This window comes from Sulfobacillus sp. TH-112 (genome assembly GCF_057473405.1).
Genome location: NZ_JBYCKN010000034.1, coordinates 1 through 24,925, shown reverse-complemented (window position 1 = coordinate 24,925; position 24,925 = coordinate 1). Strand labels below are relative to the sequence as shown.

26 protein-coding genes are annotated in these 24,925 nt (G+C 53.0%); 22 read left to right on the top strand and 4 right to left on the bottom strand.

Annotation, left to right across the window (positions count from 1 at the left end):
- Window positions 1-188: 188 nt before the first annotated feature.
- Window positions 189-395: a thioredoxin family protein gene (locus ACOJWD_RS02280; protein WP_486991605.1), complete on the bottom strand. Its 207-nt coding sequence runs from the start codon at window positions 393-395 to the stop codon at window positions 189-191.
- A 211-nt stretch (window positions 396-606) separates the two neighbouring features.
- Here ACOJWD_RS02280 and ACOJWD_RS02275 point away from each other — a divergent pair, with 211 nt between their 5' ends.
- From ACOJWD_RS02275 to rplA, 6 genes are all read left to right on the top strand, one after another.
- The gene (locus tag ACOJWD_RS02275) at window positions 607-1,656 is read left to right on the top strand and encodes a glycoside hydrolase family 113 (protein ID WP_486991604.1); all 1,050 of its coding nucleotides are present in this window, start codon (window positions 607-609) and stop codon (window positions 1,654-1,656) included.
- A gap of 258 nt (window positions 1,657-1,914) precedes the next feature.
- The gene (rpmG, locus tag ACOJWD_RS02270) at window positions 1,915-2,064 is read left to right on the top strand and encodes a 50S ribosomal protein L33 (protein WP_486991603.1); all 150 of its coding nucleotides are present in this window, start codon (window positions 1,915-1,917) and stop codon (window positions 2,062-2,064) included.
- Window positions 2,065-2,094: 30 nt separating this feature from the next.
- The gene (gene secE / locus ACOJWD_RS02265) at window positions 2,095-2,307 is read left to right on the top strand and encodes a preprotein translocase subunit SecE (RefSeq protein WP_486991602.1); all 213 of its coding nucleotides are present in this window, start codon (window positions 2,095-2,097) and stop codon (window positions 2,305-2,307) included.
- An 86-nt stretch (window positions 2,308-2,393) separates the two neighbouring features.
- Window positions 2,394-2,924 (top strand): transcription termination/antitermination protein NusG, encoded by a 531-nt coding sequence (gene nusG, locus ACOJWD_RS02260; RefSeq protein ID WP_486991601.1) that lies wholly within the window; start codon window positions 2,394-2,396, stop codon window positions 2,922-2,924.
- 24 nt (window positions 2,925-2,948) lie between these two features.
- Window positions 2,949-3,374, top strand: coding sequence for a 50S ribosomal protein L11 (gene rplK, locus ACOJWD_RS02255; RefSeq protein ID WP_486991600.1), 426 nt, complete (start codon window positions 2,949-2,951; stop codon window positions 3,372-3,374).
- A 58-nt stretch (window positions 3,375-3,432) separates the two neighbouring features.
- A complete protein-coding gene (gene rplA, locus ACOJWD_RS02250; RefSeq protein ID WP_486991599.1) occupies window positions 3,433-4,143 on the top strand; it encodes a 50S ribosomal protein L1 in 711 nt (236 codons plus the stop codon).
- A gap of 44 nt (window positions 4,144-4,187) precedes the next feature.
- Here rplA and ACOJWD_RS02245 read toward each other — a convergent pair whose 3' ends face one another.
- Window positions 4,188-4,610, bottom strand: a complete 423-nt coding sequence (locus ACOJWD_RS02245) for a c-type cytochrome (RefSeq protein ID WP_486991598.1) — start codon at window positions 4,608-4,610, stop codon at window positions 4,188-4,190.
- Window positions 4,611-4,822: 212 nt separating this feature from the next.
- Here ACOJWD_RS02245 and ACOJWD_RS02240 point away from each other — a divergent pair, with 212 nt between their 5' ends.
- Window positions 4,823-4,996 carry a hypothetical protein gene (locus ACOJWD_RS02240; RefSeq protein WP_486991597.1) on the top strand — a complete coding sequence of 58 codons (174 nt, stop codon included), beginning with the start codon at window positions 4,823-4,825 and terminating at the stop codon, window positions 4,994-4,996.
- Window positions 4,997-5,072: 76 nt separating this feature from the next.
- Window positions 5,073-6,116: a D-alanine--D-alanine ligase family protein gene (locus ACOJWD_RS02235; protein ID WP_486991596.1), complete on the top strand. Its 1,044-nt coding sequence runs from the start codon at window positions 5,073-5,075 to the stop codon at window positions 6,114-6,116.
- A gap of 70 nt (window positions 6,117-6,186) precedes the next feature.
- On the opposite strand, the gene ACOJWD_RS02230 is transcribed toward ACOJWD_RS02235, so the two are convergent.
- On the bottom strand, window positions 6,187-7,014 hold the full coding sequence (locus ACOJWD_RS02230; protein WP_486991595.1) for a class I SAM-dependent methyltransferase: 828 nt from the start codon (window positions 7,012-7,014) through the stop codon (window positions 6,187-6,189).
- A gap of 87 nt (window positions 7,015-7,101) precedes the next feature.
- Window positions 7,102-7,638, bottom strand: coding sequence for a GNAT family N-acetyltransferase (locus ACOJWD_RS02225; protein WP_486991594.1), 537 nt, complete (start codon window positions 7,636-7,638; stop codon window positions 7,102-7,104).
- 385 nt (window positions 7,639-8,023) lie between these two features.
- Between ACOJWD_RS02225 and ACOJWD_RS02220 the strand changes: the two genes are divergently transcribed.
- The 14 genes from ACOJWD_RS02220 to rplC form a co-directional block, all read left to right on the top strand.
- Complete coding sequence (locus ACOJWD_RS02220; RefSeq protein ID WP_486991593.1) at window positions 8,024-8,455, top strand: SCP2 sterol-binding domain-containing protein; 432 nt, start codon at window positions 8,024-8,026, stop codon at window positions 8,453-8,455.
- Complete coding sequence (locus ACOJWD_RS02215) at window positions 8,452-9,495, top strand: alcohol dehydrogenase catalytic domain-containing protein (protein ID WP_486991592.1); 1,044 nt, start codon at window positions 8,452-8,454, stop codon at window positions 9,493-9,495. Before ACOJWD_RS02220 ends, ACOJWD_RS02215 begins: the two co-directional genes overlap by 4 nt.
- A gap of 29 nt (window positions 9,496-9,524) precedes the next feature.
- Window positions 9,525-11,021: an aldehyde dehydrogenase family protein gene (locus ACOJWD_RS02210; RefSeq protein ID WP_486991591.1), complete on the top strand. Its 1,497-nt coding sequence runs from the start codon at window positions 9,525-9,527 to the stop codon at window positions 11,019-11,021.
- Window positions 11,022-11,269: 248 nt separating this feature from the next.
- The gene (gene rplJ, locus ACOJWD_RS02205; protein WP_486991590.1) at window positions 11,270-11,794 is read left to right on the top strand and encodes a 50S ribosomal protein L10; all 525 of its coding nucleotides are present in this window, start codon (window positions 11,270-11,272) and stop codon (window positions 11,792-11,794) included.
- Between the two features lie 35 nt (window positions 11,795-11,829).
- Window positions 11,830-12,219: a 50S ribosomal protein L7/L12 gene (gene rplL, locus ACOJWD_RS02200; protein WP_486991589.1), complete on the top strand. Its 390-nt coding sequence runs from the start codon at window positions 11,830-11,832 to the stop codon at window positions 12,217-12,219.
- Between the two features lie 167 nt (window positions 12,220-12,386).
- On the top strand, window positions 12,387-16,043 hold the full coding sequence (rpoB, locus tag ACOJWD_RS02195; protein WP_486991588.1) for a DNA-directed RNA polymerase subunit beta: 3,657 nt from the start codon (window positions 12,387-12,389) through the stop codon (window positions 16,041-16,043).
- Window positions 16,044-16,063: 20 nt separating this feature from the next.
- Window positions 16,064-19,525 (top strand): DNA-directed RNA polymerase subunit beta', encoded by a 3,462-nt coding sequence (rpoC, locus tag ACOJWD_RS02190; protein ID WP_486991587.1) that lies wholly within the window; start codon window positions 16,064-16,066, stop codon window positions 19,523-19,525.
- A 104-nt stretch (window positions 19,526-19,629) separates the two neighbouring features.
- A complete protein-coding gene (locus tag ACOJWD_RS02185; RefSeq protein WP_486991586.1) occupies window positions 19,630-19,911 on the top strand; it encodes a ribosomal L7Ae/L30e/S12e/Gadd45 family protein in 282 nt (93 codons plus the stop codon).
- Complete coding sequence (gene rpsL / locus ACOJWD_RS02180; protein ID WP_486991585.1) at window positions 19,912-20,298, top strand: 30S ribosomal protein S12; 387 nt, start codon at window positions 19,912-19,914, stop codon at window positions 20,296-20,298.
- A 12-nt stretch (window positions 20,299-20,310) separates the two neighbouring features.
- Window positions 20,311-20,781: a 30S ribosomal protein S7 gene (gene rpsG, locus ACOJWD_RS02175; RefSeq protein WP_486991584.1), complete on the top strand. Its 471-nt coding sequence runs from the start codon at window positions 20,311-20,313 to the stop codon at window positions 20,779-20,781.
- Between the two features lie 24 nt (window positions 20,782-20,805).
- Window positions 20,806-22,881 carry an elongation factor G gene (fusA, locus tag ACOJWD_RS02170; protein WP_486991583.1) on the top strand — a complete coding sequence of 692 codons (2,076 nt, stop codon included), beginning with the start codon at window positions 20,806-20,808 and terminating at the stop codon, window positions 22,879-22,881.
- 57 nt (window positions 22,882-22,938) lie between these two features.
- Window positions 22,939-24,141 carry an elongation factor Tu gene (gene tuf, locus ACOJWD_RS02165; protein WP_486991582.1) on the top strand — a complete coding sequence of 401 codons (1,203 nt, stop codon included), beginning with the start codon at window positions 22,939-22,941 and terminating at the stop codon, window positions 24,139-24,141.
- A 19-nt stretch (window positions 24,142-24,160) separates the two neighbouring features.
- Entirely contained in the window at window positions 24,161-24,469 is a 309-nt protein-coding gene (gene rpsJ / locus ACOJWD_RS02160) for a 30S ribosomal protein S10 (protein WP_486991581.1), read from the top strand.
- A gap of 13 nt (window positions 24,470-24,482) precedes the next feature.
- A partial coding sequence (rplC, locus tag ACOJWD_RS02155; RefSeq protein WP_486991580.1) for a 50S ribosomal protein L3 occupies window positions 24,483-24,925 on the top strand: 443 nt, incomplete at its 3' end.

The following is a 24,925-nucleotide window of genomic DNA, read 5'->3' as shown; positions in this document are numbered from 1 at the left end:
GGTGAATGGGTGGCGGATTTTGCCGCCGGATCGGGGACGCTGGGTGTCGCGGCCAAGGCCCTAGGACGTCAGGCTTGGTTAGGCGACGTCAATGCAGAGGCAGTAGCCCTCATTCAGCAACGATTGTAAGGACAGGTCCTAAAGACAATAAACAGAGGCCGCAGGATTTTCCTACGGCCTCCTGCGGGCTATCCGTGAATAAATTGCTCAATTTCGGACTCGGGTCGAAACCCGATGAGGCGTCCGGTTTCGGTTCCATTTTGAATGCGAACCATTGCAGGAATGCCTTGAATTTCCCACTGTTGGGCAATTTCAGGATTTTCGTCGGTGTCGACTTTGACAAATAGTGTTTTGTCATCTAGCCGTTCGGCCACCTTGTCAGCGACTGGACCCAGTCGTCGACAGTGCGGTCACCACGGGGCGGAGAACAAAACGACTAGGGTTTGATGATGGTCCGTGGCGCTTTGCATAAGGCTCGACCATTCGTTGGTGCTCACTTCGCGCATAATACCCCTCCTTGATAAGCTTCATTATACCGTCTTCGCACGTCTATCTTGGTATATTGTGTCGCCTAATAATAGACTCTATTCGATGGGTGATACAGTGATGGTGAAATTGCGACGCGTACTCATTCCACTCCTCGCGCTAGCCATTCTCCTGGTTGTGGTGATGGTGATTGAACTGTGGCCTACTCCGCTCTCGACCGGACAAATGAAAGGAATGACTGAGGCCGCCTATGCAAGAAATGTGCTTATCGGACCTAGTGTGCTTGGGCAGTTACCGCGACTGAAGCATGATGGAGTCAACGCGTTGTCCATTCAGATTGGTTGGTATCAAAATACGGATAGTTCGACACACATTTTTCCTGACGCAACCGAGACACCTACGGATGCTAGTGTTACCGCGCTCATTCGTGCGGCGCACCGCGATGGGATGCGGGTGTTTCTCGACCCCTTCATTAACGCCAATCACGGGAATGCTTGGCAAGCGGTGTTTAGCCCTCGTTCTACACCAGCGTGGTTTTCTAGCTATGATCAGTACTTGGCTCATTATGCGAAATTAGCTCAAGACGACCACGTTCAGTTGTTTGCTATTGGGGACGAGTTTGACAGCATGGATGCCGTCCCCGATCTAAAACCTGATTGGATCCATGCGATTCACATTGTCCGTCAGTACTATCACGGGCCGGTCACCTATTGCGCGGATTATACCCATTATTCAAAGGTTACGTTTTGGCATAGCCTCAATGCAGTCGGCATTGACGCTTATTTCTCTCTCTCCAATAGCAATACGCCGTCATTAGCGGCGTTAGAGAATTCATGGACCAAAATTGGCAATCAAATCGAATCCTTTCGCCGCGAGGAGCATCTGACCCGGATTCCGTTTGATATTACGGAGTTGGGATATTGTTCGGCTAGGGGGGCGGCCATTAATCCCGGCACCTGGACGCCGCGATTGCCGGTCGATCTCTCCATTCAGAAAACACTTTATGAAGCGACTTTGGCTACGATTTATCGGCGTCCCTGGATGAGTGGTCTTTTTTGGTTTTGGTGGGCCAATGCGTCAAACCCTCACTGGAAAGGAGGGCCACATGATAACGGGTATACCCCTCGGGGGAAGCCGGCAGAACAAGTATTACGAAATAATTTTGCCTAAGTTACAGGGTTTGACGTCGTGGCCTGGCTTATGAATCTAGAGCGAAGATTTTGGAGCCCGACTGCGTCAACGGATCTCCTTAAAAAGATGATGCGCCATCGGTCCAATGGGGACAGGGTGGTGCCTTGCCCGCAGTCTTCTTGCTAAATGGGCTACGGTACAGAGCATGGCAAAGGCATGGGTGGCGGTTGGATCGATGGATTGACATATATAGCATCCCATGCTAAAATTCTTGCGCATGACTGGGAGGTAAACAACATGCGCACCATTATAACGTTGGCGTGTGGTGACTGCAAACGGCGGAACTACACGACCACTAAAAACAAGAAGAATGACCCGAATCGGATGGAGCGGCGCAAGTATTGCCGATGGTGTCGAACTCACACCGTGCATCGGGAAACGCGGTAATGCCTAACCTGGGCGGAAATGGGGAAAATGATGGAAGCTAAAGGCGGTGCAATGGCCACCTCTGGTCAACCGATGAAGTATCTCCGTGAAGTCCGATCAGAGTTGAAAAAGGTGATTTGGCCGACCCCCAAGCAAACGGTGTCGTACACAGGATTTGTTGTCGTGTTCACTCTGGTGGTTGTAGCCATCATTAGCCTTTTGGACACGATATTTAATTTTGGTCTACACCAATATCTCCGCTAGGTTATCGGCTCGCGTGAGGGCGTTTCGTCGTCCTATAGCTATGTTCGGTGAAAGATTGGGGAGAGGCACGGAAGGCGGCAGCGATCGTGCAAAAAGACTGGTTTGTGATTCACACTTACTCGGGATACGAAAATAAAGTTAAAGCGAATCTCGAGCGCCGTGTCGAATCCATGGGTATGGAGGATAAGATCTTCCGCATTATGGTACCCATGGAGGAAGAGTTAGAAGTTAAAGATGGTAAAAAGAAACTCGTAAAGAAAAAGGTGTTTCCAGGCTACGTACTGGTGGAGATGTTGATGACAGACGACTCCTGGTATGTGGTGAGGAATACACCCGGAGTTACGGGATTTGTCGGATCGGGTTCCAAGCCGATTCCGCTTCTTGACCATGAGGTACACACCATTCTGGGTCGGGATTTGTCAGGGGTTCCGGATTTGCCTCGCATTAACTTGTCGGTTGGACAAGAAGTGTTGGTCAATGAAGGGCCTTTTGAAGGGTTTTCGGGACAGATTGAAGAGGTATTGCATGATCGCGGCAAGGTGCGCTTAACAGTATCCATGTTTGGACGCGACACGCCATTAGAAGTGGATTTTGCTCAAGTGTCCGAATTAGAGTAGTTCACAAAGAAGTGAGGGGACAACGTGCCTAAGAAAGTCACTGGAGTGATTAAGCTCCAAATTCCCGCAGGGAAGGCAACGCCAGCACCGCCTGTTGGCCCGGCATTGGGACAGCATGGAGTAAACATTATGGCGTTTGTCAAAGAATATAACGAGCGGACACAGGGTCAAATTGGCCTCATTATTCCGGTGGAAATTACCGTGTATGAGGACCGTTCTTTTTCCTTTGTGACCAAGACGCCTCCGGCGGCGGTATTGATTAAAAAAGCGCTGGGATTAGAGACCGCTTCGGCTACGCCCAACACCAAGAAGGTTGGTACTTTGAGCCGACAACAGGTGAAGGAAATTGCTGAAACCAAGATGCCTGACTTAAACGCGACCACCATGGAAGCCGCGATGCGCATGATTGAAGGTACCGCTCGCAGCATGGGCGTCGAAATCGCTGAATAACAGCAAAGTTTGGTGGAAGGCCTCAACAAGCCGCTAACACCACAAGGAGGAATTTGATTTGGCCAAAGCAGGCAAGCGCTATGTGGATTCTATAGCGCGCGTGGAAAAAGGCCGTCTTTATGAGCCAGAAGAGGCTTTAGCGTTGATCAGGGAATTGAGTCACGCGAAGTTTACCGAGACGGTAGACGTGGCAGTGCGACTGGGAGTAGATCCGCGGCACTCCGATCAGGTGGTGCGCGGAGCGGTGGTATTGCCTCACGGTACCGGCCGCACTCAGCGTGTAGTAGTCTTTGCCAAAGGCGATCCGGCCAAAGAGGCGGAAGACGCAGGGGCGGACTTTGTCGGCGCAGAAGAATTGGCAGAGAAAATCCAAGGGGGTTGGACAGATTTTGATGTCGCAGTCGCCACCCCAGATATGATGGCGGTTGTCGGACGACTCGGAAAAATCCTCGGTCCTCGCGGACTGATGCCTAACCCGAAGACGGGTACCGTAACGTTTGATGTGAAGAACGCGATTGGCGAAATTAAGGCCGGTAAGATTGAGTTTCGTACGGAGCGGGCTGGTATTGTCCATGCCCCAATTGGCAAAGTGACATTTGAAGCCGAACACTTGGTACAAAACTTAGCGGCATTAGTGGATGCCCTGGTCAAGGCGAAACCCGCAGGGGCAAAAGGCACCTATATTAAGACGGTTACGGTGTCGTCAACGATGGGACCTGGAATCTCTATCAATCCGACATCAGCACAGCGCATTGCACTACCGGTGTAATCTTTCTGGTACCAGGAAGGGTCGCTCGTAAGAGCGGTCCTTTTTTATCGTTCATGAAAGCGCGTGAGATGGCGCAAGTATAAGTCAAGGAGCGCCAGTTTTTGGCTGGATTGCGGTAGCGCCCTTCCGTGAAGGTTTGCGGTAATACATTGATTAATCGCATCCTCTAGTGTGGTAACCTGGCCACTGGCATCAGTCCGAGGAAATTGATTTTTAGTGCTCACCAGCGAAGGAATGCGATGGGCGCCGAGATGATGCGAAAATCGTCCGCCATCGACGTGACAATCGTTGCAGGAATAGCTTGTAGACCCTAGCCGGGGCGAGTGGAAGAGACGGTCGCCCTGGAACTCTACTTCCCGTAATTCGGTCTTGGCTTGCACTGCACTCGGAGTCGTTATGCCAAACGCTAATCCGATGGCGGCAACGCTCCCTAAAACGCCAATCAGGATACCCTGCAGCCTGGTCATCATGGCACCTCCTATCTCTATACAGGATTCTCTTGGATAACATACCCACTTTATTTCTGTTCTATCGAATTTGTTGGCATCTTTGGCCGCATTGCTACATACACATCGATAGGACCTCATAACGGTCCAAGAGGGGGAGATACGGTGCGGGATCAAGAGCGGGCGAAGGGTTGGTCGTATGCTGGATGGTTTTGGAGGGAGGATGGCCCACCGTGGCATGGCTGTTACGTCTAATGGCTGCAGTATTGGCGGTGTTAGTTGTCATTAACGGAGGATACTGGGAAACTCACCGGCATGTTACGGTCGGCGTGTTGATGGCGCTCCTAGGCATTGCCAGTTTAATCATTGCGACAGGCGCTAAGATGCACCCCGTGGAAACGGACTAAATCAGGTAAAATACAGGGAGGATAAACCCTCCCTGTCTTTGTATTCGAAGAGACCACTATATTGGAGAGTGACCGCATGGCTAAAAAAGTTCGCGTAGTAGTGATGATGGGCGGCCCATCGAGTGAGCATGATGTTTCGATGGCCAGTGGTGCGGAGGTTTTTAAGGCCCTGCAACAGCTTGGCCAATTTGATGTGCAAGCGATTACGATCAGTCGTGAAGGGCAATGGGCGCTAATGCAAGACGCGCCGCGTATACTGCCGCAACCCGGAGAGGCATCGGACCGGCCGATGCCCCGAGAGGCGGCTATTGCCGGTATCCAGCTATTGTCCACCGTGGATGTGGCATTCTTAGCCTTCCATGGACCTTTCGGGGAGGATGGGACATTACAAGGGCTTTTGCAAACGCTGTCGATTCCTTACACGGGAAGCGGACCACTCGGGTCCGCGTTGGCGATGAATAAGGTCAAGGCCAAGGAATTATTTCGCTTGTATGGAATTCCCACGGCACCTGATCTCGCCTTAAAGGCGAACAGCATTCGCGCCTCACTGGATATGAGTGTGCAAGCGGTCGAGGCGAATCTTGCCTATCCGGTAGTCGTCAAACCCAATCTCGGAGGGTCCAGTTTGGGTGTCGCCCTGGCTGAGAATCGCGACCAACTAATGCAGGCGCTCCAAGAAGCCTCACGCTTTGATCACGATGTCTTAATCGAAGAAAAACTGTCGGGACGTGAAGTGACGTGCGCCGTACTGGAGCAACGAGACGGGAGTCTTCGTGCTCTGCCTGTGATTGAAATTATTCCTCATCGTGGTGCGTTTTTTGACTTTGCATCGAAATATGAAGATGGTGGTTCTGACGAAATCTGTCCTGCAGACCTCACAGAAGAGGAAAGTGATCAAATTCAAGCCATGGCCCAAATGGCCCATCAAGCGCTGAGTTGCCAGGGGTTTTCTCGCACCGACATGTTCTTAACCGAAAAGGGACCTGTGATCTTAGAGTTGAATACCATTCCCGGCATGACCCCCAATTCGTTATTGCCGAAAGCAGCGCGAGCCGCAGGAATTAGCTTTCCCGATTTAATGGCTCATTTAGTCGAGGTTGCCATGGAACGGGAACGCTGAGTTTCGCTCATTCTCAAATAGTTCTGGAAGAAACTGAACTATTGCGTGTCGGGTGAGGGGCCACTAGGCATTAGACCTTTTGCAGCCAAAAGTAGCCGTGGGTTTGCGAGAGGGTGATGACCCCATCTTGTTGGAGCCGCGGGGCGGCGATATTTCCGACGGCGTGGAGAAGATTTTCCCTCACTTCAGGCATCTGGCGGTCTTGGGGGAGGCCGTTCCAACAGAATCCTGAGCCGTAATAGGCGAGGAAGGACTCCAGTGTTGGAAATCGGAGGCCCGCGGGGAACTCAACTAGATGCGGGTCTTCTGGAAAATAGGCGGCCCCATTTTTCAAGCTAAAGCGATCGCCGCGTGCTTCGTCATGGTAAGGGAGGTTCAGAAGGCGTGAGGCTTGGGCATGCATGGCGTGCATTTCGGCATAGCTTTGAAAGCCATTGGTCGCCGTGAGGAGCAATCCGCCTGGCTTCACCAAGGACCACGCTTCCTGCAGTGCCCCTCCGATGTCAGGGACGTGATAGAGCATAAAATGCATGCCAACCCAGTCAAAGGATTCTGGAGCATAAGGTAAGGCTCCCACCTCGGCAACATCTGCCGAGGCACGTGTATCATGAGACAGACGTTGATTGAGGGAGGCAACCATTGCGGGGGATTGATCGATCCCGTGATAAACGGGGCCGTCGCCGATGATGCGGCGAATCGTTTCATACCACGACCCAGTGCCGGCGCCGATGTCGAGGATGCTTTTTGGGGAGCACAAGACGAGGGCATCATAGGTTAGCTCGTCAAAGATATTGCGTCTTGACTGTTGGTAGTGCTTTTGGGTCTCAATGCGGATTCTCAAGGCATCGTCCGATCCATACGCTTTCTCGAGATAATCGCGATTGGCAAATTGAGTCACCTTATCCATCTCCGATCCGGAAAGTGTCCTGTCTATGGTCACTATAACAGCTCTGTGCAAAATGGGGTTGGATTTTCGGCCCTTACGCTAGTGTGGCCTCCATTCTCGTGCGAGTAGCGAGTAGCACCGTTGATCTTCTATCTCGGTTTGAAACCAATAATGCTCGCGATTTACCCCGTCCAAATGGAATCCCAGCCCTTCCAATAAGCGAACCGAAGGGATGTTCCCGGAAGCGGTGGTCGCATATAGCTTATGCAATCGCCATATGTTATCCGAAAACATCTTGGTCAAGAAATGTTGGACCATCGCGCGGCCGTATCCGCGCTGGCGATTCCCCGGCGGAAGATAGTACCCTAATTCTGCGCTGTGATTGCGTGAATTAGGGTCGAAAGCGGTCACGCGGCCCAATGGCGTCTTTAGCATTGGGTCCCACAGCACGAAGATCCGAAGGGTACCGCTTTGGAGACGGCCCGCAACCGATTCCATGAAGGCATCCCAGTCTGGCAACGCCAATATCGGTCGACAGGTAAACCGCTCCCGCTGAGTCTCGTCTTGATCCCAGAGATACAACGTGCGATGAATGTCGACATCTGCCGCGGTAATCTCCATTAAGTCCAGGCTCATGGCACATATGCTCCCTCCGGCGTCGTGCTTCGTCAGGCGGGACGGCGAATCCTTCTGCAGGGTGCCCACCCGAACGATCATCGGCTCTCCCCCAGCATACACTTTCCTGCGAATCCTGGTTCGGGCCACGGCCTGGTGAGCAGGTATCCAAAAGGGCCAGCCAAGAACGCCCTGTCTATGGCTCTCGCTCGTTAGCGACAAAAGGTGGTCACGAGGGGAGGCTGTCAGTTTTAGTCATTTGCAAATATTTTTAGCCGGAAATAGTTTCGATTAGAAGGAAAGTTCTGCAGATCGGGCGAAGAAGAATAGCTATGAGTCACGGCCCCGTGGAACGGTAGCGGCCTCCTCGTGAGAAGAATGGAATATGGCTGATGGAGGGATAGCAATGGCATTCGAAGCCTTTACCCAAGAATGGGCGCAGGCATGGCAACAGGAACTAAATCACAGTGAAAGCTATCGTGAGGCGGCGCATAGCTGGGAGTGGCCGTTGGTGTTGGTCATGGAGGCCGACCCGGAGGAGTTCATTGCCGAGAGTCGGGCCATTTATGCTGATTTGTACCATGGGGCCTGTCGATCGGCTCATGTGGCGAATTCGGCAGAGTTACAAGAGGCCCCGTACGTGATATCGGCTGATCCCTATACTTGGCAGGAGGTACTGGAGGGAAAACTTGAAGCCATTTCTGGGATTATGCGCGGGCGTCTGGTGTTAACCCGAGGAAATATGGTGGTTTTAGCTCGCTACGTGTCAGCGGCGACCGAGTTGGTGAGTGCAGCGGTCCGTATCGGTTCCGTGTTTCCCGGTGATAGCGGCCGATGAGAGCGGTGCAATATTGGGACGTTCAGGATGTCCGGATCGGTGAGGTGGCAGAGCCTCAATTACAAACTGCGGACGATGTTCTCGTGAAAATCTCGAAGGCGGCTATTTGTGGTTCCGACTTACACTTGTATCGTGGTCACATTCCCGGGATGGCTCCAGGCTCTATTTTAGGGCATGAATACGTCGGCGTGGTCGATGCGATAGGCGATCGAGTACGCAGGTTGGCTGTTGGCGATCGTGTCGTGGGCACCTTTCATGTCGCCTGCGGGATTTGCGAGTGGTGCCGACGGGGTCTCTTTCATCAGTGTAGTTCGGGTGGGGTTTTAGGCTACGGAGTGGCCTTTGGCAATCTTTCTGGAACTCAGGCTGATCGGGTGCGTGTCCCCTATGGTGACGTCAATCTGCGTTTGGTGCCTGAGGCGGTATCTGACGAGGGCGCCATTTTTGTCGGGGACATTTTGACGACGGCCTATGGGGCGCTGCGCAATGCCCACTTGCAGCCGGGGGAGAGCTGTGTCGTCATAGGTGCGGGACCCGTGGGTCTTATGACGGTGATGGCGGCACACGCCATGGGGGCTGGTCGGATATACGCGATTGACAGGAATGATGAGAGAGCACGAGCAGCCGAACCGTATGGGGCCATCCCCATTCCGTCCGAACGAGCAAATCCGGTTCGGACCATCATGAAGGAGACCCGGGGGATGGGGGCAGATGTGGTCATCGAAGCTGTCGGAGGAATTCATACCTTAAATCTGGCGTTTCAACTGGTGCGCGGAGGAGGACGGATATCGGCTGTGGGCGTGAGTGCGGAAAAGTCTTGGGAGTTCCCGCTGATGACCGCACTCACGCGCGATATTTCGTTTCGAATGGGACTCGCGAACATTCATCGCGACCTCGACGCCACGATGCAATTGGTGGCGACAGGACGCATTGACCCTACACCGATCATTAGCCATCGGTTGCCTCTTGAAGATGCGACGAGGGGCTACCAACTTTTTCACAAGCAGGAAGCTACCAAAGTGCTGTTTGTCGTCGCCTAGAGTGCAGATGTGGAAAGGATATGGAGAACATGCCAGCGATATTGGAATCGCCTTTTATTAGTGAGGACACGCGAAGATTTTTTGCACGACCAGCTCAACTGCTAATTGGAAACAAATGGGTTTCAGCACATGACGAACGTCGTTTTTGGGTCAAAGATCCGGCATCGGGTGAGGATCTCGTCGCGGTCGCGAGCGCTAGTGCGGAAGATGTGAATCTTGCGGTGCGTTCGGCCGAGAAGGCTTTTATTGGGCGGTGGGGTCGGATTTCACCGGCGGAACGAGCCCGCCTATTATGGAAATTAGCGGACCTCATTGAACTGCATGCCCGGGAGTTTTCGGAATTGGAATCTATTAACACCGGCAAACCTATTTCTGAAACCATGCTAGCGGATGTTCCACTGACTATTGAACACTTTCGTTATTATGCTGGATGGGTTACCAAACTGTCCGGGGAAACCCTTCCCGTGTCGCAGCCAGGACAGTATTTAGCTTATACGCGGCGAGAACCACTAGGAGTCATAGGTGCGATTATTCCTTGGAACTTTCCCCTCATGATTGCTTCGTGGAAAATTGCTCCAGCCCTGGCTGCGGGAAATACCGTAGTGGTCAAGCCCAGCGAACTGACGCCGTTGACGCTCTTGAGGCTGGGAGAACTGGCGATTGAGGCTGGATTTCCGCCCGGCGTGATCAATATTGTTCCGGGGCTGGGCAATGAAGCGGGTCAAGCACTGGTGACCCATGCTGCGGTGCAAAAGATTTCGTTTACCGGGTCCACCCGAGTGGGGCGCGAAATAATGAAGCAAGCCGCTGAACGATTTACTCGAGTTAGCTTGGAACTAGGGGGGAAGTCGCCCAACATTGTGTTGCCTGACGCCAATATTGAATCGGCAGTTGGTGGAGCCATGATGGGCATATTTTTCAATCAAGGAGAGGTCTGTTGCGCTGGCTCACGACTTTTTGCTCCGAAGCGAGACTTCGATCGCATTCTGGATAAGGTGGTGACGCGCGCAGAGTCGATTCAGCAAGGGGTCGGTATTCATCCATCAACGGAAATGGGTCCGCTTGTGAGCGCCTCTCATATGCATCGCGTGTTAGATTACATTGAGGTCGGAAAAGCAGAGGGGGCCAGCCTTTTAACCGGGGGAGGCCGCAATGCCACAGCCGGTAATGGGTATTTTGTTGAGCCCACCGTGTTTGTCGGAGAGGATAATTTCACTATTGCTCGTGAAGAAATCTTTGGACCTGTGCTCACCGTGCTTCCTTATGAGGACCTAGATGAGGTGGTGAATCGCGCCAATCACACGCCTTATGGGCTTGCGGCGGCGATTTGGACAGAGGACGTGCGTACGGGGATTAAAATGGCTGAAAAGCTGAAGGCGGGTACGGTGTGGATTAATGGCTACAACTTGCTTGACGCCACAAGTCCCTGGGGAGGCTATAAAGAAAGTGGCGTGGGTCGGGAAATGGGATCGTATGCGCTGCACCATTACACGGAAGTTAAATCAGTGTGGGTGAATTTGAACTAAGGCCAACCAGTGTCGACGTGCTTCTGAGTCGCCCAGAATTGCCCCGGTTGCCGGGGGAACGCTGTTCAGCAGGGCCCCATCAGGCTTGACAATTCATGGGGTCCTTGATAGGATCATCCTCGAAGCCCAAGACGATGGGTGCTGGAGACAGCTCAATATATCCCATCCAGGTTGAAGATAAGAGCGGCGGTGGACACCGTGCCTTCTCCCTGTGGGTGGAGGTTATTTTTTTTGGGGAGGTGAATTCAATGCCAACAGCTGAAAAGGCGGCCGTTATCGAGAAAACCCGCGAAGCTCTGGAACAATCGCAGGGGACGGTTTTGGCGGACTATCGTGGACTGACAGTGCAACAACTGGGCCAACTGCGAGAACGGCTTGCGAAAGGTGGCGTCACGCTAAAGGTAATCAAAAACACCTTAATCAAGCGGGCTGCTGACGAAGTGGGCATTGAAGGCCTCGAGCCTTACTTGTCAGGACCGACTGCAGTGGCCTTTAGCTCGGATGATCCAGTGGCGGCAGCCAAATTGTTGTCTCAAGCAACCCGCGAATTCCGCAAAATGGAAATCAAAGGTGGAGTGTTGGGTCGGACTGCGATATCAGCCAGTGGGGTGAAAGAACTCGCTGATTTGCCAAGCCGAGAGGTGTTACTCAGCAAGGTGGTGGGCACCTTAAATGCCCCGATCCAGCAATTTGTGTGGGTGCTTAATGCGCCGATGACTAATTTGGCCCGAGCTCTCGACCAGATTCGTTTGCAGAAGGAAAACGCAGGTTAGGATCGATTTTTTCACGAATTTGAGGAGGTAAATTGATGGCAAAGGTCGAAGAAATTATTGAGATTGTTAAAGGATTAAATGTGCTTGAGCTTTCTCAGCTTGTCAAGGCGTTAGAAGAGGAGTTTGGTGTGACCGCCGCAGCTCCTGTGGCCGTTGCAGCAGCAGCTCCTGCAGCTGGTGGTGCCGGTGGTGGAGCGGCCGATGAAGTCGAGCAGACCGAGTTTGATGTTGTTCTGACCGCGGCCGGCGACAAGAAGGTCCAAGTCATCAAGGCCGTCCGTGAATTGACGGGGCTATCGTTGACAGAAGCCAAGGCGGTAGTGGACGGTGCACCCAAGCCGGTTAAAGAGAAGATTTCTAAAGCAGACGCAGAGGCGGCGAAGGCCAAACTTGAAGAAGCGGGAGCTTCAGCAGAAATTAAATAGAGATGGCATCTAAGCATCATAAGCCCTCCTCCAGGCATACTTGACCTGGGGGTGGGCTTGTGATACTGTTTTATATTGCTATATTTCATAGACCAATTTATTCCTCTGGCTTCAGGTGATGAAGCCTTGTAACGCTTGCGACCCGTCAGAAAAAGGAGTTGACCTGAATGGCCCTTCGTCTTCCGGCAGATAAATCTGCCGAGCGCGTCAGCTTTGCCAGCATCAACGAAGTTCTGGATATGCCTAACCTGATTGAAATCCAGCAAAATTCCTATCGCTGGTTTTTACAAGAAGGTTTGCGAGAAATGTTCCGGGACATTTCACCCATTCAAGACTTCACTGGGAATCTCGTTCTGGAGTTTGTCGATTATACGTTGAAGCAGCCTAAATACTCTGTGGAAGAGTGTAAGTCCCGCGATGTCACGTATTCTGCACCTCTGCATGTCCGGGTTCGTTTGCTCAATAAGGAAACCGGTGAGGTTAAGGAGCAGGATGTGTTCATGGGGGATTTCCCGCTTATGACCGACAAGGGGACGTTTATTATTAACGGAGCCGAACGGGTCATTGTCAGTCAGTTGGTTCGGTCTCCCGGAGTCTACTTTGGCGACCAATTGGACACCGCCGGAAAGCGCTTGTTTTTTGCCACCATTATTCCTAACCGCGGTGCTTGGTTAGAGTTTGAATCCGATAGCAATGACGTGTTGTCGGTGCGCGTTGATCGCACCCGTAAACTCCCTGCCACCGTTCTGATGAGGGCGCTGGGATATGCAACAAATGCCACCATCTTGGAAGTGTTGGGGGACGACGAGCGGGTGGAAAACACGTTGTCGAAAGATCCGTCAAAAACCCAGGAAGAGGCCTTGATTGAAATTTATAAGCGCCTACGACCCGGAGAGCCTCCGACCGTTGAGAGTTCGCAGAGCCTACTGCAGTCGCTCTTCTTTGAACCCAAACGCTATGATTTAGCTGGGGTTGGGCGCTATAAGATTAATAAGAAACTGGCGCTTAGAAAGCGGATTGTCGGCACCACGGCCAAAGAGACGATTGTGAACCCCGATACAGGTGAAGTAATTGTACGTGAAGGGGAGCACATTGATCGGACCATCGCTCAGGCATTGGACGAAGCGCATGTCGAGAATGTTCGGGTGGAGCTGCCAACGGGTCGAGAAGTGCTGGTCGTGTCTAACGGGCAGCTCGAAAGTGACGCTAAGACCATCACAAAGCAGGATATTGTTGCGTGCCTTAATTATATGACCACCCTTCACGAAGGAATTGGCACGACGGATGATATTGATCACCTAGGAAATCGTCGTCTGCGCTCTGTCGGTGAATTATTGCAAAATCAGTTTCGTATCGGTTTGTCGCGGATGGAGCGTGTTGTGCGTGAACGAATGACCATTCAGGACATGGAGTCGATTACGCCTCAGGCCTTAATCAACATCCGGCCGGTCGTGGCTGCGGTGAAGGAGTTTTTTGGATCCTCGCAGTTGTCTCAGTTCATGGATCAGACCAATCCGTTAGCCGAGTTGACGCATAAGCGGCGTCTGTCAGCTTTAGGACCCGGTGGTCTATCGCGTGAGCGGGCTGGATTTGAAGTACGTGACGTGCACCATTCCCATTATGGGCGCATGTGCCCCATTGAGACCCCTGAAGGTCCAAACATTGGGCTTATCGGGTCATTGTCGACGTATGCTCGGATTAACGAATTCGGATTTATCGAGACCCCATACCGCAAAGTAGATAAAGAGCGGGGCGTCGTGACGGATGAGATTGTGTATTTGACTGCTGACGAGGAAGATGACACGGTTATTGCTCAGGCCAACGAGCCATTGACTGAAGATGGTCATTTCGAGGCGAGAAGAGTGACGGTGCGTTCTCGTCATGAAATTTTGGAGGAGACGCCGACCCGGGTTGACTATATGGACGTCTCACCCAAGCAAGTGGTCTCCATTGCGACCGCTCTGATTCCCTTCTTGGAGCATGACGATGCGAACCGAGCCCTCATGGGAGCGAACATGCAACGTCAGGCGGTCCCGTTGCTGGTGACAGACTCTCCCGTGGTAGGCACGGGTATGGAAGGCAAGGCGGCGCGCGATTCAGGGGTCGTATGGATTTCTGAAAAAGATGGTGTGGTTGATCGCATTTCTGCCAGTCAAATTGTGGTGAAAAATACCGATCACACCGTGAGTACCTATCAACTGCACAAATTTACCCGCTCCAACCAAGGAACCTGTATCAATCAGAAGCCGATTGTCAACAAAGGCCAAAAGGTGAGTGCAGGACAGGTGATTGCCGATGGTCCGTCGACAGATAACGGGGAATTGGCGTTGGGACGCAACGTTATGGTCGCGTTTATGCCGTGGGAAGGATATAACTACGAAGACGCGATTCTTTTGAGCGAAAAACTGGTCAAAGAAGACGTCTTTACCTCGATTCACATTGAGGAGTACGAGTGTGACGCACGCGATACCAAGTTAGGGCCGGAAGAAATTACCCGAGATATTCCCAATGTGGGAGAAGAAGTGTTACGTGACCTGGACGATCGGGGCATCATTCGTATTGGCGCCGAAGTGCGACCGGGGGACATTTTGGTGGGTAAGGTCACACCTAAAGGGGAGACGGAACTGACCGCTGAAGAGCGCCTCTTGCGAGCTATCTTTGGTGAAAAGGCGCGCGAAGTGCGCGACACCTCGCTGCGGGTGCCCCATGGAGAGTCCGGTATCGTGGTTGACGTGAAAGTGTTTAACCGTGAACAAGGCGACGAATTGTCTCCCGGGGTGAACCAGTTGGTCCAGGTCTATATTGCTCAAAAGCGGAAAATTTCCGAAGGTGACAAGATGGCCGGACGGCACGGTAATAAAGGGGTCATATCACGAATTCTTCCAGAAGAAGATATGCCGTTTTTGCCCGACGGAACACCTGTCGAAATCGTGTTAAACCCTCTTGGGGTGCCGAGTCGAATGAATATTGGTCAGGTTCTCGAAACCCATCTGGGCTGGGCAGCGCGCGTCCTCGGCATGAAAGTGGCTACACCGGTCTTTGATGGGGCTCACGAACAAGACCTGCAGGCGATGTTGCGTCGAGCGAACTTGCCGGAAACTGGAAAGACGGTATTGTACGATGGTCGGACCGGAGAACGGTTTGACCGTGAAATTACCGTTGGCATTGTGTACATGCTGAAATTGGCTCACTTGGTCGACGATAAGATTCACGCGCGGTCGACAGGTCCATACTCTCTCGTGACACAACAGCCGCTAGGCGGCAAAGCCCAATTTGGAGGACAGCGGTTTGGAGAGATGGAGGTATGGGCCCTCGAAGCCTATGGCGCTGCGTATACGTTGCAAGAGCTTCTGACTGTCAAGTCGGATGACGTGGTCGGTCGAGTGAAGACCTATGAGGCGATTGTGAAGGGCGAAAATGTGCCCGAGCCAGGGGTTCCTGAGTCCTTCAAAGTCTTGATCAAAGAACTGCAAAGCCTTGGGTTAGATGTAAAGATCTTAAATGAGTTGGATGAGGAAATTGAAATTCGAGAACTCGACGACGAGCCATTACGGGATGCACCAGGGCTAGAACTGTTGCCCGAAGGTTCGGAAGACGCGGACGGGCAAGAGTTGCATCGTTTAATGGAGGACACGGCGGGTGCGACAGGTAAGGAAGTCTTTGAACCGGGATCGGGGATGGGATTTGATCAGGAAGCCGAAACCGCCTATGCCATCTTACGACGTGGCAGTCAAGAGCGATCCACCGATAGCGATGCCGGCGACGAGGATCAGGTCGATGACGACGCCTCCGATGGGGATGACGATGAGGACGACGAGTACTAAATCCTGGGGGGTTAAAGCTCATGTTAGATGTCAATAACTTTGATTCCATGCGAATTGCGCTCGCCTCGCCAGAGCAAATCCGAGAGTGGTCTAAAGGCGAAGTGAAGAAGCCTGAGACGATTAACTATCGTACCTTGAAACCAGAGAGAGAGGGGCTCTTTTGCGAGAAAATATTTGGGCCAACTAAAGACTGGGAATGTCATTGCGGCAAGTATAAGCGAGTGCGTTATAAGGGTGTAGTCTGTGACCGCTGTGGTGTGGAAGTGACGCGGTCGAAGGTGCGGCGTGAGCGCATGGGGCACATTGAACTCGCCGCTCCGGTTTCGCATATTTGGTATTTCAAAGGAATCCCATCGCGTATGGGACTCATACTGGATATGTCTCCACGGGCATTGGAAAAGGTGTTGTATTTTGCTTCGTATGTCGTGATTGAGCCGGGAACGACGCCATTAATGAAAAAGCAGTTATTGGTGGAAACCGAATACCGCGAGTACCGAGAAAAATATGGCACGCACTTCCGTGCATTGATGGGCGCCGAGGCGATTAAGGAACTGTTGTTGGAGTTAAATCTCGAGGAGTTATCGCGCGAGTTGCGTGAAGAGCTGAACTCATCGACAGGTCAGCGGCGCATCCGAGCGATTCGGCGCCTTGAAGTGGTGGAGGCATTTCGAACCTCAGGGAACCGTCCGGATTGGATGATTATTGATGTCATTCCGGTGATTCCTCCGGATCTGCGTCCCATGGTGCAATTAGACGGAGGGCGATTTGCGACCTCTGACCTGAATGACTTGTATCGACGAGTGATTAATCGTAACAATCGGCTGAAGCGATTGCTCGACCTCGGGGCGCCGGATATTATTGTTCGCAACGAAAAGCGCATGCTACAAGAAGCCGTAGATGCGCTGATCGATAATGGTCGCCGCGGTCGGCCAGTCACCGGCCCGGGGAATCGTCCGCTCAAGTCACTGTCAGACATGTTGAAGGGCAAACAAGGTCGATTTCGGCAAAACCTTTTGGGCAAGCGCGTCGATTACTCCGGGCGTTCCGTTATTGTGGTCGGTCCCAAGCTGAAGATGCACCAGTGTGGCTTACCTAAAGAAATGGCTCTGGAACTGTTTAAGCCTTTTGTCATGAAGAAATTGGTGAACGAGGGATATGCGCACAATATTAAATCCGCCAAACGGATGGTTGAGCGGGTTCGCCCTGAGGTGTGGGATGTCTTAGAAGACGTCATTCGGGAGCATCCGGTGTTGTTAAACCGGGCGCCCACCTTGCACCGTTTAGGCATTCAATCGTTCGAACCGGTATTGGTCGAAGGACGCGCCATTCAGATTCACCCGTTGGTGTGTACTGCGTACAATGCCGACTTTGATGGAGACCAGATGGCGGTACATGTGCCGTTGTCCGCGGAGGCTCAAGCGGAAGCCCGTATTCTGATGTTGTCGTCACAAAACATCCTCAATCCCAAAGATGGTCGTCCTGTGGTTACCCCAACCCAGGATATGGTGTTAGGTTCCTACTATCTCACCATGGGTAGCGAAGGTGCGATGGGAGAGGGTCTCGTTCTTGCGGACCTCAAAGAGGGAGAATTGGCATATCAACAAGGGGTGCTCGATCTCCACGCGCGGATTACCATGAGGTATGATGGCGAACGCCGTGAAGGGACTTTGGGACGGTTTCTGTTTAATGACGCCCTTCCTCGAGAACTGCGGTTTATTGATAAGGTCGTGGACCGCAAGATCTTGGGCGTGTTGGTAGCCGATTTGTTCCGTATGTTCGGTAATCAGGTCACGGCGGAAGTTCTGGACCGGGTGAAACAGTTGGGATTTAGTTTCGCGACGCGGGCTGGAATCACCATCTCCGTGGCTGACATTCACATCCCGGACGAAAAGAAAGGGATTATTGCTGAAGCGGAAGAGCAGGTGACATTGGTCGCGCGGCAGTATCGACGAGGGCTGATTACGGCTGACGAGCGTTACGAACGGGTTATTGAGATTTGGACCCGGGCCAAAGAAAAAGTCACCCAGGCGCTTATGGACAACATGGACCCGACCAATTCGGTCTATATGATGGCCACCTCGGGAGCGCGAGGTAATGTCCAGCAAATTTCGCAGTTGGCGGGGATGCGAGGGCTGATGGCGGACCCCTCGGGCCGCATTATCGAACTGCCTATCCGGGCTAATTTCCGTGAAGGGCTCACCGTTCTTGAGTACTTCACATCCACTCACGGGGCTCGGAAAGGACTTGCTGACACGGCATTGCGGACTGCAGACTCTGGTTATCTGACGCGTCGTCTGGTCGATGTCGCCCAAGACGTCATTGTCCGCGAAATCGATTGCGGCACCTCGGAAGGTACCTTGGTCAAAGAAATCCGTGATGGCGGTCAAATGATTGAGGGCTTCGAAGAGCGATTGGTCGGTCGTGTGGCCGCTGACCCGATAGTGCATCCAGAAACGGGCGAAGTTTTGGTGCCGCCGAACTATCTCATTGATGAGGACGCGGCTCGGGCCATTGTCGAGTCAGGTATTACCGAGACGGTGGTGCGGAGTGTGTTGACCTGTCAATCACGCTATGGCGTCTGTGTGGCCTGCTACGGTCGCAATTTGGCCACCGGACGTATCGTCGAGGTCGGGGAAGCGGTCGGTATTATCGCAGCGCAATCTATCGGAGAGCCGGGTACGCAGCTAACCATGCGGACCTTCCATATGGGTGGTGTGGCCGGTGACGACATTACCCAAGGGTTACCGCGTGTCGAAGAACTGTTTGAAGCACGAAAGCCCAAAGGCCAAGCGATTATCGCAGAAATCTCTGGTGTGGTGCATTTGGGAGAAAACAAAGGCCGGCGCGAAATTACGATTGCATCCCAAGCTGAAGCCGATGCCCAAGTGTACGTGGTGCCCTTTGGCTCCCGTCTAAAGGTGCATGATGGTGATGCGGTGATTGAAGGTCAGGAATTGACGGAGGGCTCGGTCAATCCGCACGATTTGTTGCGTGTTATGGGACCGCGTGGGGTGCAAGAGTACCTCTTGCATGAGGTTCAACGGGTCTACCGCGTTCAAGGGGTGGACATCAATGATAAGCATATTGAAGTGATGGTCCGCCAGATGATGCGCAAGATTAAATTGGACGAGGCGGGAGAAACCAATATGCTGCCGGGTGCCTTAGTGGACCGCTTTGAGTTTGAGGATGAAAATGCGCGTGTGTTGACAGAGGGACGCACCCCTGCAGTCGCCAAACCGGTGGTTTTAGGGATTACCAAAGCATCATTGGCCACAGATTCGTTCCTCTCGGCGGCGTCGTTCCAAGAGACGACTCGGGTGTTGACAGAGGCTTCGATCAAGGGCAAGCGCGACCCGCTCTTAGGGCTCAAAGAAAACGTCATCATCGGCAAGTTGGTGCCGGCGGGTACAGGCATGTCGCGCTATCGTAACGCGGAAGTCATTGCTCAAGACGAAACCCAAGATGCCGAGTTGTACCAATAGTTCTGCCATGGCGTGTCACGAGTATATCGCTCGTTGACACGCTTTCATGGCGGTGATAAAATACCGGAGTGTGTCTAAGCCTGGATGACCGGGAGGCAATAGCCGTGGATAGGCTCGCGCTCAAGGATTATCGGTTACGGGTAGTAGGGCGTAGAGAAACGTTGAAGGTGATTCAGCGCGATACGGCCCGAGAGGTGTTCGTAGCCCGCGACGCCGACACGAGACTTCTCTCAGCAATTGAGGACCAGTGTCGCATCCATCAGGTACCTATCACGTATGTGGATAGTATGCGAGAACTCGGACAACTGTGCGGCATTGAGGTGCAAGCAGTCTGTGCTGCCTCGATATCGCAGCGGTTGGGCGAAGACGGAAAGGAGGTTAATTGAGTGCCGACAATAAACCAATTGATTCGCAACGGACGCAAACGGACCAAAAAGAAGTCGACAGCTCCGGCATTGCACCAGAATCCGCAAAAGCGTGGAGTATGTATTAGTGTGAAGACTGTCACTCCGAAGAAACCGAATTCGGCTTTGCGGAAGGTGGCGCGTGTCCGTTTAACCAATGGTGAAGAAGTGACCGCCTATATTCCGGGCATCGGGCACAACCTCCAAGAGCACAGTGTCGTGTTGGTTCGGGGCGGGCGAGTTCGTGACTTGCCAGGAGTACGATACCACGTGATTCGAGGAACTCTTGACACGGGTGGAGTACAAAAGCGGTCCCAAGGGCGTTCCAAGTACGGGGCTAAAAAGAACCAGCCAGCAGGAAAGAAGTAAAGGGGGAAAATCATGCCAAGGCGTGGAACCGTAGTGCCGCGCGAGACTGAGCCAGATTCGGTCTACCACAGTCCGCTTGTTGCCAAGTTTATCAACAAGGTGATGTTGAGCGGAAAAAAGAGCTTATCGGAGCGAGTCGTATATGGCGCTTTTGATATTGTGGCCGAAAAGACAGGAAAAGATGCTCTTGAGGTCTTTGAAACAGCTGTCAAAAATGCCACTCCGTTACTTGAGGTGAGGCCGCGGCGTGTGGGTGGCGCGACGTACCAGGTACCGATGGAGGTGCGGGTCAATCGTCGAACCTCGCTTGCAATCCGTTGGTTGGTCTCCTACGCGCGTCAGCGAGGAGAGCGCTCGATGGATGAGCGTATTGCAGGAGAACTGATTGATGCTTCACAAAATGCGGGCGGCGCCGTGAAAAAACGGGACGAGACGCATCGTATGGCGGAAGCCAACAAAGCATTTGCGCACTATCGATGGTAAGCGTAAGAAGGGAGTTCGCTGGTTATGGCTCGTCAATTTAGCTTAGAGCGAACCCGCAACATTGGGATCATGGCTCACATCGATGCGGGTAAAACAACGACGACTGAGCGCATTTTGTTCTACACCGGACAGGTGCACAAAATGGGCGAGGTACACGAAGGTAACGCAACGATGGACTGGATGGTCCAGGAGCAGGAGCGCGGTATTACTATTACTTCGGCTGCCACGACCGCTCAATGGCGGGAACATCGGATTAATATTATCGACACGCCCGGCCACGTGGACTTCACAGTTGAGGTGGAACGGTCGCTCAGAGTGTTAGACGGCGCCATTGCGGTGTTCGACGCAAAGGGTGGCGTGGAGCCTCAGTCGGAAACGGTATGGCGTCAAGCTGACAAGTACAACGTGCCGCGCATGGCCTACATCAATAAGATGGACATCATTGGCGCCGACTTTGCCATGTGCATTGACCAGATTCGCGGTCGTCTTGGCGCGAATCCCGTGGCAGTACAGTGGCCGGTGGGTGCGGAAGATACTTTTCGTGGTCTTGTTGACTTAGTACGGATGCAAGCCTACTTCTATAAAGATGACCTCGGCACCCGTGGTGAGTATGAGGACATTCCGGAGGACCTCGTAGAGATTTGTGAGGAACGTCGGCAAATGTTACTCGAGGCTTGTTCCGATGTAGACGAGGCCATTATGGAGAAGTTTCTTGAGGGGCAAGAAATCTCTGAAGCTGAAATCCGTTCGGCCTTGCGACGTGGCACCCTAGCGAGCCAGCTAGTTCCTGTCTTTTGCGGATCTTCGTACCGCAATAAAGGCGTGCAGCCGTTGTTAGACGGGGTTGTGGACTATCTCCCCTCGCCGCTCGACATTGGCAGTACCCGCGGGATTGACCCGCACACGGAGCTAGAGGAATTCCGTGAAGTGTCAGATGATGCTCCGTTCTCCGCCCTAGCCTTCAAAATCATGACGGATCCTTTTGTAGGCAAGCTGGCATTCTTTCGGGTCTACTCGGGGACGCTCAGCTCCGGCTCGTATGTCTATAACGTCACCAAAGGACGCCGCGAGCGTATTGGGCGGATTTTGCAAATGCATGCCAACGACCGTGAAGAGATTCAGACCGTCTACAGTGGTGACATTGCGGCGGCGGTGGGATTGAAGGACACCAGCACAGGGGACTCATTGGCGGATGAAGCACATCCGATTCTGCTCGAGTCGATGGTATTTCCAGAGCCGGTAATTTCGGTGGCCATTGAGCCAAAGACTAAGGCCGACCAAGACAAGATGGGGACCGCCCTTAGTAAGCTGGCGGAAGAAGACCCGACGTTCCGGATGTTCACCGACCAAGAGACCGGACAAACCATCATTTCAGGGATGGGAGAACTGCATCTCGAAATTATCGTCGACCGACTTTTGCGAGAGTTTAAAGTGCAAGCCAACGTCGGGCAACCGCAGGTGGCATACAAAGAGACTATCCGCAAGACCGTGGAGGCGGAAGGGAAGTTCATCCGTCAGAGTGGTGGCCGTGGTCAATATGGGCACGTGTGGCTGCGTCTTGAACCGTTGGAACCCGGACAAGGCTTCGAATTCCAAAACAAAATTGTCGGTGGTGTGGTGCCGCGCGAGTACGTACCAGCCGTTGAGGCAGGTATCAAAGAGGCGATGCAGTCTGGTGTTCTTGCAGGTTATCCGACCCTTGACCTGAGAGCGACGATTTTTGATGGATCCTACCACGAAGTAGACTCCAGTGAAATGGCCTTCAAAATTGCCGGATCCATGGGTTATAAAGAAGGGGCTCGAAAGGCCAATCCGGTGCTTTTGGAACCGTTGATGGCGGTCGAGGTCGTGGTTCCTGACGAATACATGGGCGACATTATTGGCGATTTGAACTCTCGCCGCGGTCGCATCGAAGGAATGGAACCACGAGCGGGGGGAGCTCAGGCCATTCATGGCTTTGTTCCCTTAGCTGAAATGTTTGGGTACGCGACAGATTTGCGATCTAGGACGCAGGGTCGTGGTACCTATACAATGCAGTTCTCGCATTATGAGGATGCGCCTCGTCATGTGACGGAGCAAGTGATTAAAGCGAGGCAATAGTGCCTGTACGCGTAGATAGAGCGACGCGGGCGATACATTAGAGGAGGGTAACATTCAATGGCAAAGAAGAAGTATGAGCGCACCAAGCCCCATATTAACGTGGGAACGATTGGACACGTTGACCACGGCAAGACGACGTTGACGGCGGCCATTACGCGAGTATTGTCAAGCCTAGGCCAGGCTGAATTCACCGCCTATGACCAGATTGACAAGGCGCCGGAAGAGCGTGAGCGCGGAATTACCATCGCGACCGCGCACGTCGAATATGAAACCGATAAGCGCCACTATGCACACGTGGACTGCCCTGGACACGCTGACTATGTAAAGAACATGATCACTGGTGCTGCTCAAATGGACGGCGCGATTTTGGTGGTTTCGGCCGCAGATGGCCCGATGCCTCAGACCCGAGAGCACATTTTGCTTGCTCGACAAGTGGGAGTGCCGAACATCGTAGTGTTTCTTAACAAGGCAGACATGGTGGACGATGCTGAGTTGATGGAACTGGTCGAGATTGAGGTCCGCGACCTGTTGTCGAGCTACGAGTTCCCAGGGGATGAAATCCCGATTGTGGCCGGCTCGGCGTTGAAGGCCCTGGAATGCGGTTGTGGAAAGCGCGACTGCGAATGGTGTGGAAAGATCTGGGAGCTCATGGACGCCGTGGACGAGTACATTCCGACTCCGGAGCGCGACATTGAGAAGCCATTCTTGATGCCGGTTGAAGACACTCACTCCATTACTGGTCGTGGAACCGTGGTGACTGGTCGTGTTGAGCGGGGGCAAGTGAAGGTTGGAGAAGAAATTGAGATTGTGGGTCTCGTGGACGCGGCTAAGAAGTCGGTGGTAACCGGGGTGGAAATGTTCCGTAAGACCCTTGATGTGGCTGTCGCGGGAGATAACATCGGGTGCTTGCTGCGCGGTGTCGATAAAGAAGAGGTACAGCGGGGTCAGGTGCTATCCAAGCCTGGATCGATTAAGCCTCACACCAAGTATAGTGCAGAGGTCTATGTTTTAGCGAAAGATGAGGGCGGTCGCCACACGCCATTCTTCAACGGATATCGTCCCCAATTCTATTTTCGGACGACTGACGTGACCGGAGTAGTCACCCTTCCGGAGGGCGTCGAAATGGTGATGCCCGGAGATAACGTGCAGATGGAAGTGGAACTCATTGCTCCGATTGCCATGGAAGAGGGCCTTCGGTTCGCTATTCGCGAAGGCGGTCGGACCGTCGGCGCTGGTGTCGTAACGGCCATTAAGGCCTAAAGGTAGGGGGAGAAATTACGTGGCCCAGCAGAAGATTCGCATTCGATTGAAAGCATACGATTACGAGGTGTTGGATCAGTCTGCGGTTCGGATCGTGGAGACAGCGCGGCGCAATGGCGCCGCCGTCTCGGGACCGATTCCGTTGCCGACAGAGAAGACGATCTACACTATCTTGACCGCACCGAACGGAGAAAAGGACATTCGTGAGCAGTTTGAGCGGCGTGTCCATAAGCGCTTAATTGACATCATGGACCCGAGTCAAAAGACGGTCAATGCGTTAATGCGTTTAGATCTCCCAGCTGGTGTGGACATCGAGATTAAGCTGTAGGCAGGGGGACATTATGAAGGGAATTATGGGGGTTAAGCTGGGCATGACCCAGGTGTTTGACGAAGAGGGCCGGGCGATTCCGGTGACCGTCATCCACGCCGAGCCCAATCAGGTGTTGCGGATTCGAACGCACGAGCGTGATGGGTATGAAGCAGCACAGCTGGGGGTCGGCCAGATTAGGGAACAAAAAGTGGCGTATGCGCAGCGTAAGGACTTTGAGCAACGTGGTTTGCAGTTAGCACGGTACATTCGCGAGTTTCGTCTCGCGGGGGCGCGCGATCTTGAGCCAGGGTCATATATTGCCGTCAATGACGCGTTTGAGCCGGGAGACATTGTTGATGTCATCGGTACCAGCAAGGGTAAAGGATTTGCTGGGGTGATCAAGCGGTGGGGCTTTCATCGTGGGCCTACCACGCACGGATCAAAATATCACCGCCGTGTAGGATCCTTAGGATC